Raw genomic sequence first — 11,913 nt, 5'->3', positions numbered from 1 at the left:
TACCCTAATAAAAAGCATGTGGAATCTTATTTTAGGTTTCACACGCTTTTTCTTTATAACTAATCTATCCGATCCTTTTCTCTAGCCAACTTATCTCGTGATTTAGTCTCTGGTGGTTGTTCTAGCCACTTATTTTTAATCATGATGTCTACTCCACTTTTGGAATAGGCAGCTACCTCCAAGGATAATCGCTCATAATTAAGCATGAGGTCGCTTCGTTGGCTTGCTGCAGCTGCAGTGGCATAGTTTCCAACCCCTGCTTGCATTAATAAAGAGACATGGAACATCATCATTTTATCAGAGAAGGTCCACGTTGTTGAATCACTAACAGCTACATCAGGTACCTCAGGAGCTTCGATATCCTCCTTCATTAACAAATCGTTAAATAGTTTAAGATGTTTCTTCGCAATTTCCTTTCCTCTTAGCATGAATTCCTGTACTTCTTTATTTGGAGAGGTTTGGGCAAAAGAAATACAAAGCTTCATTCCTAAAGCATTAGTCATAATATTCATATATAAATAGGAAATTTCTATAGCATTTAGTGGTCGCTTCTCATTAAAAGGTTTTAAACCACTTAAATATTGTTTACTACGGACATAATCCGCTTCTTTAGGCACCATAATATATGGATGCCGTGCATTAACCCCTTTTTCTAGTTGAATATCTAATGTTCGATTATATAGTTCGGCTGTGGATTGTAATGCTTGTGTATAATAATCTCGTATATCCTTTCTCGTACACATCGTAAGAAATCCACTGTAGGCAACCATCCCTACCCTTGCCATATGATTCACATAGTTTAAGCAGAAAATATCCGTATATAGCCATGGCGCTTCCATATTCACATCGTTTTCCTCAAATGCCATCGGTACCGCGTAATCTTCTTTTTCAAATATCTCCTTCATTTTCTCTAAATGAGATATAGAAAGCTCACTAGCATGCTGAACAATAGGAATAATATCGCTATCTTCTAAATCCTTCAACATATAAAGCAGTACCCATTTTGACATACTGTCATTCATGTAATTAGTCCAAAGTGAGGCTATTTCTCCTGAAGTTAAATTTATATTATTATTCACGGCTTACCTCCTAAGCATGGTTCATAATTACGTATATTATCTCCTACCTTTTCTTTTTTATCAGATTTCACCTCATTAAAAATGTTCTTGCCTCACTTAAGAGACAAGAACATGCTCATACACTTATTTAACGGAATCTTTGATTATTTCAACTACTCGATCACGTGATTTTTCACTTTGAAATTCTTTCATTTTGTCTAGCATGATTGGTGCTTGCTGAACTAATTTCTCTAGTTCCTTTACGAGGGTATCATCTGTTAAATCCTCTTCCTCTAGAACCCGAGCATAGCTCTTATCTTGAAATGACTTCGCATTAATAATTTGATCCCCTCTACTTGCTTCTCTTGATAGCGGAATAAGTAGCATTGGAATTTGTAGTGCTAAAAATTCAAATATAGCATTCGATCCTGCACGGGATAGGACGAAATCTGTTGCTGCAAATATATCTTTTAGCTCTTCATTTACATATTCAAATTGTATATAGCCATCTTTTTTAATGGAATCATCTATTTTACCAGTTCCACAAATATGAACCACTTGGAATTGAGGTAGTATTTCATCGAGTGTGCCTCGAATGGTTGCATTTATTTTTTCAGAACCACCACTACCACCCATAATTAACAACACTGGCTTGGTCCGATTGAATCCACATAATGCAAGTCCCTTGTCTTTATCACCTTGAAATAGCTCCTCGCGAATAACTGCACCAACATATTCCGCTTTGTTCTCGGGTAAGTATTTCATTGTTTCTGGGAAGGTTGCTAGCACTTTCTTCGAGAATGGAATGGCTAGTTTATTAGCAAGACCCGGTGTGTAATCCGATTCATGAATGACTGCCGAAACACCTCGCATTTTAGAAGCAAGAACAACCGGAACAGATACAAAACCACCCTTAGAGAAAATAACTGCCGGCTTACGTTTCCCGATGATTCTCCAGGCTTGAAGTGTACCTTTCATTACTTTGAATGGGTCTTTCATATTTTCTATCGACATATACCGTCGTAATTTTCCAGTTGAGATTGGATAATATGTGACACCCTCTAACTGTTCAATTAATGTGCGTTCAATTCCATTTTTAGAACCAATATAATCAATTTCCCATCCCTCTCGCTGGAATACAGGAATTAATGCCAAGTTGACAATAACATGTCCTGCAGAGCCACCGCCTGTGAATAGAATTCGTTTGTTTTTCATAATATCTTGAAGTCCCCTCTTTCCAATTACTAAAAAAGCTTTAGAAATGCCTACTTAGCGACGCAAACGAGAATTCAAGAGGCCCTGATTTCTTACTTTCGCTAGACATCTTTCTATACACTTTCTTTTCTTTCCACATCATCGTATAATTACGTTTATGCATGATAAACCATTACCTCTCTATCCTATTAAAAAATATCGGAAAAAGGAAGCATTATATGTATCAGACTAACAGTTTAAAACAAAAGTTGAAATTATTTATCTATATTTTCTTTCCCATTTTAATTACACAAGTAAGCTTAAACCTAATGACCTTCTTTGATACAGTCATGTCTGGGCAGGCTGGAGCAGAAGATTTAGCAGGAGTAGCTATAGGCTCTAGCTTATGGGTACCTGTATTTACTGGGATTAATGGGATTTTACTAGCAATTACCCCGATTATTGCCCATTTATTAGGTGCGAAAGAGGACCAATCTATCAGTCAAAAAGTACAACAGGCCATCTATCTTTCCATCGGGCTAGCAGTTGTCATCCTACTCATTGGATTCATTCTACTAGATCCAGTTCTCCAAATGATGAGTTTAGAAGCGAATGTGAACCATATCGCCAAGTATTATCTTATTACATTAGGTACTGGTATTATTCCTTTATTCATCTTTAATACGTTAAGAAGTTTTATTGACGCTTTAGGACAAACACGCATATCGATGGTGATTATTTTAATCGCTTTACCAATTAATATCCTATTTAATTATATGTTTATCTTTGGTAAGCTTGGTGTGCCTGCTTATGGCGGAATTGGAGCTGGTATTGCAACAGCACTAACCTATTGGGTGACCTGTGTTATTGCCTTTCTGATTTTAGCTAGGATGCATCCATTTCGTGGTTATAGCTTGTTTACAAAATGGGTCAAGCCTAAGGTTACGGATTGGTTAGAGCAATTAAAGATTGGTGTACCAATCGGATTTGCCATTTTCTTTGAAACCAGTATATTTGCTGCTGTAACATTGCTGATGAGCACATACAATACCAATACAATTGCAGCTCACCAGGCTGCTATGAATTTTGCCTCACTTCTCTATATGATTCCGTTAAGTGTTGGAATTGCATTGACAATCACTGTTGGATACGAAGTCGGTGCCAAAAGAATGCATGATGCAAAAATCTATGGTCTTCTAGGAATAAGTGGTGGAATCTTTATTGCATTATTCAATGGTGCCATCCTCTATATTTTCCGAGAAGGGGTAGCTGGATTGTATAATTCAGATCCAGATTTGATTCATTTAACGGTTCAATTTATTGGCTTTGCAATTGTGTTTCAGGTTGCCGATGCTTTTGCCGCTCCTATTCAAGGAGCACTACGAGGCTATAAAGATGTGAATATGACCTTAGTTATTGCCCTTGTTTCTTATTGGGTGATTGGTTTACCAACAGGATGGGGACTTGCTAACTTCACTTCCTTGGAACCATTTGGCTATTGGGTAGGCATCATCGTCGGCTTAAGTGCAGGCGCTATTGCCTTATTAGGAAGACTACTATTCATTCAGAAAAAATACCAGAAAGAAATGATAGACTCATCCGCTAGTTGATTGGTGGATGAGTTTTTTCATTTTTCGTTCCCTATCTAGAAAGCAGTGCCCATCAAAAAAACGCTTGAAATAGCAATTACCGAACATGTTAGATTTTCACTCTAACTTCTATATATCGGTACAGAATTCCAAGCGTCTTATTTATTCTCTATTATAGGACCCTTCAATGTACTACTTATAACCAATTGAACCTTCCAAATCATAATTCTGTAGTTCTTCCTTTTTTATATCCTTATGTTTATCATCTATAATTTCATAATCAAATTGCAACACTTTATCATGGGAAAAGTATGTGTATGTTATAGATAGTTCATTTTCAAAAATCACGGTTGTATAAAATTGTGGAGCTTTAAATCCAAAAACCCCTTCAACAGATGCTAATTCGGATTTATCATATCCCTTTTCATTGATAAGATAATTAGTCACTCTTTTTTCATAGATATATTTGTTTATTTCCACATACAAAAACGGAGACAAGAAAATGGCTAGGATAATAAGGAACACAATTAAGGATACCTTATGAAACATCGGCATCTTATTTTTTTCAAATGCCAATACGAATACCTCCACTTCTACTAAACTATTCGTTATCACTAGAAGCACCAAATCTTACAAAGCCTTTCTCTTTACGAACTTCCGTTATGAACTTTGCCAACAATATTCTGAATCAATATGTTGTTCCATCTAGATTATCTTTGAATCGTTAGGGAATTCATTCGTCCCGAAGCACTGCTTATTCCATAAATATTTCAACTGAAGTAGTACGTGTTTAAATTTGTATACTCTATAACGATTATACCATATTTGTAATTAAATTCTAAATTAACTAATAATTATAATGTAGTTAGTATGAAGTAGTTGCGTATAAACGTCTCAGAATAAAGATTAATTCAAAAAGGCTTGAGGTCCTATTCCTCAAGCCTTTTGATTGTGTCCTTATATGGTTAAATAAACAAACCTGCAATGGTTGCCGACAAGATAGAAGCTAAAGTTGCTCCTAATAAGAGTTTTAGCCCAAACTTGGATACTTCTCCACCCTTTTCTCGGTCAATTCCCTGAACTGTTCCGGCAATAATTCCAATGGATGAAAAGTTAGCAAAGGATGTTAAAAATACAGTTACAATCCCTACTGTTTTTTCTGATACTTGTCCTAACAATGTTTGGAATTCTAACATGGCTACAAATTCATTAGTTACAATCTTAGTTCCCATGATACCACCAGCTTCTATTACTTCGCTAGCTGGGATACCCATTAGAAAACCAATCGGTGCTAGTACATAGCCGAGTATTTGTTGAAGGGTAACACCAGCAAAAATAGCTTGAATAATCCAGTTAACAAGCTCCAATGCAGCGATAAATGCTACTAGCATCGTACCTACGATTAGCGCAATTTTACCACCTTCTAATGCACCATTTCCCATCGCTTCGAATATACTCTTATCATTAGAAACATCTGAAATATCAACCTTATCCTCCGCTTTTGGAACATGCACTGGCGCAATTACCGATGCAATGATTAAGGCGCTAAACATATTTAATGGTAATGCCACTAATACATATTCTGCCGGTAACATTTGCATATATGCTCCGACAATAGATGCTGAAACAGACCCCATCGCAGAGGCACTGACAATGTATAATCGATTCGCTGTTAAGTGATGGAACTGTGAACGAATAGCTATTAAAGCCTCGGACTGTCCAAAGAAAATACTATTCACTGCATTAAACGATTCTACTTTTGGCAGCCCCGTAATTTTAGAAATAAGTCCGCCTAAATATTTGATGATCATTGGAAGTATCTTCAAGTAAGTTAAAACAGATAATATAGTAGCAAAGAAAATAATTAACAGTAAGACATCAAAGAAAAAGACGCCACCTTCTGCTTGCATGACACCACCAAGTATGAAATCGACTCCTGCATTACCGAATTCAATCAATTTATTAAATACAGATGATATGCCATTAATAATCGTTTGACCGATCGTTGTAGAAAACATGAACCATGTAATGAGGAGTTGGGCAAGAATCATAACTCCAATTCCTCGATAATTAATTAAACTACGTTGATTTGATAATAAATAAGCAATAACTAAAACGACAATGATTGCTACTATCCCAAGAATAATATTCATATGATGTATTTCCTCCTAAGTTGTCTACATTACTCTATTAATAATACCCAATTTAAGTTGTAATAACAGGAATAAAGATAATATCTCACTCCCAAAAATAAAAATCCCTGCTATAACTCCCGTTATAGCAGGGAAAGACTATTATTTATCCTTCTAATAATAAATCGTAAGGATCTTCCAGTAGTTGTTTCACTCGAACTAAGAACTGAACTGCCTCTTTACCATCAACAATTCTATGGTCATAAGAAAGTGCCAAATACATCATTGGACGAACTTCGATAGAATCGTCAGGCATCACAACTGGACGTTTAATGATATTATGCATTCCTAAAATCCCAACCTGTGGTGCATTTAAGATTGGTGTAGAAAGCATAGATCCGAATGTTCCACCATTTGTTATCGTGAAGGTGCCACCTTGTAGTTCTTGAATTCCAAGCTCTTTATTACGAGCTTTTTTACCTAGGTTAGCAATCTCACGCTCAACACCTGCGAAGTCTAAGCGATCTGCATCACGAACAACTGGTACTACTAATCCATCATCTGTTGAAACGGCAATACCGATATCATAGTATTTTTTAACGATAAGGTCTGTACCATTAATTTCGGCATTTAGCAGTGGGAAGTCTTTTAATGCTCCAACAACTGCTTTTGTAAAGAATGACATGAAACCAAGCTTCACACCGTGTTTTTCCACGAATTTATCTTTTCGCTCGCTACGAAGCTTCATTACATTGGTTAAGTCTACTTCGTTAAAAGTAGTAAGCATGGCAGCTGTTTGCTGTGCTTCTACTAATCGTTTGGCAATTGTTTGACGTCGGCGAGACATTTTAACAACTTCAACAGGCTTATTGTACTCTGTTGCTTCCGCTTTAGGTGCTTCTTTCTTAGCTGGTGCAGGCGTTTCTGTCTGCTTTGGAGCGTTAGCAGCAGTTTCCACATCTTCCGGACGTACACGCCCTAGCGGATCACGAGTTGCTACCGTACTTAAATCAATATTTAATTCACGAGCGCGTTTTCTTGCTGCTGGTGAAGCAATAATATCACGGCTTGAACCAGACTCTTCTTCCGTTTTTGGCGCTTCAGCTTTAGGAGCTTCTGCTACTGGAGTTTCTTCCTTAGCTGGTGCCTCTGCCTCTTCTTTAGCAGGCTCAGGAGTTGCGCCGCCTTCAGCACTAACTTTTGCAATAACATCACCAACTACTACGTCATCGCCTTCTTCACGTACGATTTCAGCAATAACACCGGAAACTTCAGCATTCACTTCTACATTAACCTTGTCTGTTTCTAATTCTACAACAGGGTCACCTTTTTCTACTGTATCCCCCACTTTTACTAACCATTCGGCAATTGTTCCTTCTGTAATCGATTCGGCAAGTTCAGGTACTTTAATTTCTTTCACTGGAATCTCCTCCTAATGTCGGGTTAATTGCTTGCTGTATAATTCTCTCTTGTTCTGCTTTATGCACATTTGGATCACCAACAGCTGGCGCTGAACGATCTGGGCGTCCAATATATCGTAAGCTTTGACCTGGTTTTACTAGGTCTCTTAGATAATCATCTACAAAATCCCATGCTCCCATGTTTTTCGGTTCTTCTTGAACCCAAACAATTTCTTCAAGATTTGGAAGTTCTTTTATCACTTTTTCCAACTCTTTCATTGGGAATGGATAAATTTGCTCTAATCGCACTGCGCGTAGCCAATCATACTTTTCATTAGAATTATCAATAGCCTCTTCAATATCTACCATGACTTTACCAGTACCAATAAGTAAACGTTTCGCATTTTTCTTACTTACTTTTAAGTTTGGTTGATTACGTAGTGGCTCGAATTTCCCTTCTGTGAAATCCTTCGCAACTGACGCAATACGTTGATTTCGAAGTAAGCTACTCTTAGGAGTCATTAGTACTAATGGACGTGCTTCTTCCTTATTACGTAAAGCTGCCTGTCTTCGAATTAGATGGAAGAATTGCGCAGATGACGTTACATACGCAACAATCCAGTTATTCTCAGCTGCCATTTGTAAGAAACGCTCTAATCTTGCACTAGAGTGTTCAGGCCCTTGTCCTTCATAGCCATGTGGTAACAACATAACCATATTAGACTTATCTCCCCATTTAGCCCGGGCAGCAGAGATAAATTGATCAAAGATCGTTTGTGCTACGTTAGCAAAGTCACCAAACTGTGCTTCCCATAGAACTAATGTATTAGGAGCTTGAACACTATAGCCATATTCAAATCCTAAAACCGCCACTTCGGAAAGTGGGCTGTTTCGGACTTCAAACGATGCATTAGTGTCTACCCCATGAAAGATACTATACTTTTCGTTTGTAACCGCATCATTTAAAACGGCATGACGGTGTGCAAATGTACCACGTTCAGAGTCCTGACCTGTTAAACGAATAGGAATACCATCTTTAAGGATACTTGCATAAGCAAGCGCTTCCCCTGCACCCCAATCAACTGTATTTCCTTCGTTTAATGCTTCTTTACGACGCTTGAAGATTCTTGCAAGCTTTTTATTTTCTGTAAAGCCCTCAGGTCGCTTGAATAATTCTTCATTAAGCGATACTAAATCATCCATGGATACAGCAGTTTCATATTTTTCTAAATCGGTATTTAGAGCATCTGGCATTGGTTTACATTCTACTTTAGCAATTTCCGTTTCTTTCATACCATCGTAAATTGCTTTTAGATTTTGTTCAACCTTATCTACCATTTGGTCAAATTCTTCTTTAGTTACTACTCCTTTACCCATTAATTCATTAGCAAAAACATTGGCAGGAGTTGGATGATTATCGATCAGGCTATATAGCTTAGGTTGTGTCACCCTAGGCTCATCCATTTCATTGTGACCATAACGACGATATCCGACCAAGTCTATTAAAATATCCTTGTTGAACTTCTGACGATAGTCATAAGCGAGTTTAATCGCTGACACACAAGCAATTGGGTCGTCCGCATTTACGTGAATAACTGGAATCTCGAATCCTTTTGCTAAATCACTTGCATAACGAGTTGAACGGCCATCCTCCCTGTCCGTTGTATACCCTAGCAAGTTATTCGCAATGATGTGTAATGTTCCACCGGTTCTATATCCAGGTAAATTTGCCAGATTTAATGTTTCTGCAACGACACCTTCCCCGATAAATGCAGCATCACCATGAATTAATACTGGAATCGCTTTAGAAACATCTTGCTTTGGATAACCACTTTGCGTACGATCATCCTGTGCTGCTCTAGCAAATCCTTCTACTACCGGATTAACAAATTCCAGATGTGATGGATTATGTGCTAAAGTAATCTTTATCGTTGTTTCTTCTCCATCTTTTACATCCTTAACCGCACCAAAATGGTATTTAACATCTCCAGTCCATCCATAGTTAATGCCTCTAGAACCTTCTGAAGGAATTAACTCCTTGTTCGGTGAATGATGGAATTCAGAGAAGATTTTATCCATTGGTTTACCTAATATATGCGCTAGCACACTTAATCTACCACGGTGTGCCATCCCCATCATAATATTTTCCACTTTATCTTCTGTCGCATATTTAACAATATGATCAAGCATAGGAACCATGGATTCTAGTCCCTCAATAGAGAAACGCTTTTGTCCGACAAAAGTCTTCTGTAAAAATCCTTCAAAACCTTCTACGTTTGCTAAACGATCTAATAGTTGCTTTTTCTCTTCATTGGTTAAATCTAGACGAGCTTTTCCTGACTCAATATAATCGGATAACCATGCTCTTTCTTTATCACTATCTACATGGTCATATTCAAATGTAATCGTACCCGTATAATATTTTCTTAGTTCACGAACGACATCAAGCGCTGTATCCACACCGACAGGCGCTTTTTCCCAAACCCAATTAGCAGGAATTTCTTTTAAATCTGCTTCTGTTAAACCATAGGTCTGTGGGTTAAGTAATTCCGATTTTCTTTCCTCGTTAATATTTACTGGGTAAATATCTGCTTCCAAATGTCCAAAACGACGAATAGCCTCAACTAATCTATAGGTTGAGGTAATTTTCTTGACATCGCTTATGGAAGTGCTTGTAGAACTTTGTTGAATACTATCGGTTGAAGTGCCCAACCAATTAGGAGCTCCATATTGATCAAACAACTGTCTTAAAGACTGATCAATAGCTTGAGGGTCCTCTTTATATAGCTCATACTGTTCTTCCACATACCCCATGTTAGGACCATGAAACTCTCCCCAGAATCTTTGTGAAGATTCATCATTTTGTGCCACGTCTTATACCCCCATTAGAAGTTAACATTTCTCCGTATGAAAACGGTTTTTAATTGCAATTCTATTATAGAACTGACTTAATTCTACATCAACTAATATACCTTATTTTCAGGGCGGAAACAATATATCTTATGCCCATTATTCTAGAATTGTATCGAATTAGTAATTTGCCGAATTTTCTTACTTATCATTTCATACAATTGTAACCAATCTTAGTTCACATTCTGAATATTTTTCGCTATAATGAGGACAGATATAATGAACTTTTCTTACATATGTATTTAATTTAAAGGAGGCCCCAACATGAAGTTAGCCCTAATTATAGGTGTTTCAGTAACATTTCTAGTATCCATCTTCACTGCTGGCTATGAAGGCAAACCAGGAGTACCTAAGAAAAATCAATAATCGAAATAAGAGAAACTAGCTTCGATTTGGAGCTGGTTTTTTGTTTGGCTGGGGTTTTGTGGGGGGATGTCTGGGTTTGATTACTCGATATAGTATGGATTTTTATGGGAGATAAGTTCCGGGTTGTGCTCTCTCTGTTACCTTTTTTACCGCGCTTTCTACTTTTTGGGCTCTGATAGACTCTCTCTGTTACCTTTTCTACGGCACTTTCTACTTTTTGGGCTCTGATAGACTCTCTCTGTTACCTTTTCCACCGTGCTTTCTACTTTTCGGGCACTGACAGACTCTCTCTGTTACCTTTTTCACTGTACTTTCTACTTTTTGGGCACTGACAGACTCTCTCTGTTACCTTTTTCACCGCGCTTTCTACTTTTTGGGCTCTGACAGACTCTCTCTGTTACCTTTTTCACCGTGCTTTCTAATTTTCGGTCACTGATAGACTCTCTCTGTTACCTTTTTCACCGCACTTTCTACTTTTTGGGCACTGACAGACTCTCTCTGTTACCTATTTCACCGTGCTTTCTACTTTTTGGGCACTGACAGCCTCCCTCTGTTACCTTTTCTACCGCAATCTCCCAAATTAGGGCACTGACAGACTTCCTCTGTTACCTTTTCCACCGTAATCTCCCAAATTAGGGCACTGATACTCTCCCTCTATTACCTTTTCCACCGCAAACTCCCAAACAAAGTTACAAACAATCCCCCTTATGCTACAGCAAACAAAAAAGCCACCCACGATATTAGTGAGTGACGTCCAACCTAGATTAATTTCGGGAAGCCTTGTTGTCTTAATGCTTCATATATGATGATTGCTGCTGTATTGGATAGGTTCAAAGAGCGCACCTTGTCATTCATATGAATTCTAAGGCATTGATCTTCTTTTCCTACTAGTAGGTCCTTAGGAAATCCTGTTGATTCTTTGCCAAAGACAAAGAAAATGTCTTCCTCCACATTGCTATAATCATAATCGGTATAATGCTTTGTACCGAAGTTCTCAATATAATAAAACTTCCCTTGTGGATATTTATCATATAACTCAAATATGGATTGATATTCCGCCATATCGACATGTTGCCAATAATCTAATCCAGCTCGGCGAACCGCCTTTTCATCCGTAGAAAATCCTAATGGATGAATTAAATGTAGCTTTGTATCTGTTGCTAAGCATGTTCTTCCAATGTTCCCTGTATTAGCTGGAATTTCTGGTTCAAATAATACGACATGTAAACTCACTATTCATTTCTCCTTGCTTTATTCCTTTGCA

8 protein-coding genes are annotated in these 11,913 nt (G+C 37.7%); 1 reads left to right on the top strand and 7 read right to left on the bottom strand.

Translation table 11 applies throughout. From position 1 onward, the window contains the following. Window positions 1-59: 59 nt before the first annotated feature. Together AAIB49_RS10755 and AAIB49_RS10750 are read right to left on the bottom strand one after the other, a co-directional pair. The gene (locus AAIB49_RS10755) at window positions 60-1,079 is read right to left on the bottom strand and encodes a DUF3231 family protein (protein WP_343458072.1); all 1,020 of its coding nucleotides are present in this window, start codon (window positions 1,077-1,079) and stop codon (window positions 60-62) included. A gap of 123 nt (window positions 1,080-1,202) precedes the next feature. Then, complete coding sequence (locus tag AAIB49_RS10750; RefSeq protein ID WP_186869264.1) at window positions 1,203-2,273, bottom strand: undecaprenyldiphospho-muramoylpentapeptide beta-N-acetylglucosaminyltransferase; 1,071 nt, start codon at window positions 2,271-2,273, stop codon at window positions 1,203-1,205. A gap of 218 nt (window positions 2,274-2,491) precedes the next feature. On the opposite strand from AAIB49_RS10750, the gene AAIB49_RS10745 reads away from it, so the two are divergent. Beyond that, window positions 2,492-3,862 carry an MATE family efflux transporter gene (locus AAIB49_RS10745; protein WP_343458071.1) on the top strand — a complete coding sequence of 457 codons (1,371 nt, stop codon included), beginning with the start codon at window positions 2,492-2,494 and terminating at the stop codon, window positions 3,860-3,862. Between the two features lie 171 nt (window positions 3,863-4,033). On the opposite strand, the gene AAIB49_RS10740 is transcribed toward AAIB49_RS10745, so the two are convergent. From AAIB49_RS10740 to AAIB49_RS10720, 5 genes are all read right to left on the bottom strand, one after another. Continuing rightward, window positions 4,034-4,417: a DUF3139 domain-containing protein gene (locus AAIB49_RS10740; RefSeq protein ID WP_339216090.1), complete on the bottom strand. Its 384-nt coding sequence runs from the start codon at window positions 4,415-4,417 to the stop codon at window positions 4,034-4,036. 389 nt (window positions 4,418-4,806) lie between these two features. Continuing rightward, window positions 4,807-5,994 (bottom strand): NupC/NupG family nucleoside CNT transporter, encoded by a 1,188-nt coding sequence (locus AAIB49_RS10735; protein WP_186869262.1) that lies wholly within the window; start codon window positions 5,992-5,994, stop codon window positions 4,807-4,809. Between the two features lie 145 nt (window positions 5,995-6,139). After that, the gene (gene odhB, locus AAIB49_RS10730) at window positions 6,140-7,393 is read right to left on the bottom strand and encodes a 2-oxoglutarate dehydrogenase complex dihydrolipoyllysine-residue succinyltransferase (RefSeq protein ID WP_343458070.1); all 1,254 of its coding nucleotides are present in this window, start codon (window positions 7,391-7,393) and stop codon (window positions 6,140-6,142) included. Continuing rightward, on the bottom strand, window positions 7,380-10,244 hold the full coding sequence (locus tag AAIB49_RS10725; protein ID WP_343458069.1) for a 2-oxoglutarate dehydrogenase E1 component: 2,865 nt from the start codon (window positions 10,242-10,244) through the stop codon (window positions 7,380-7,382). The genes odhB and AAIB49_RS10725 overlap by 14 nt, the downstream gene beginning before the upstream one ends. A 1,164-nt stretch (window positions 10,245-11,408) precedes the next feature. Beyond that, the gene (locus AAIB49_RS10720; RefSeq protein WP_339216097.1) at window positions 11,409-11,882 is read right to left on the bottom strand and encodes a tRNA (cytidine(34)-2'-O)-methyltransferase; all 474 of its coding nucleotides are present in this window, start codon (window positions 11,880-11,882) and stop codon (window positions 11,409-11,411) included. Window positions 11,883-11,913 lie beyond the last annotated feature (31 nt).

It is taken from the genome of Ornithinibacillus proteolyticus, from assembly GCF_039581225.1.
GTDB classification, from domain to species: domain Bacteria; phylum Bacillota; class Bacilli; order Bacillales; family Amphibacillaceae; genus Ornithinibacillus; species Ornithinibacillus massiliensis.
This window is presented reverse-complemented; position numbering and strand designations above follow the sequence as displayed.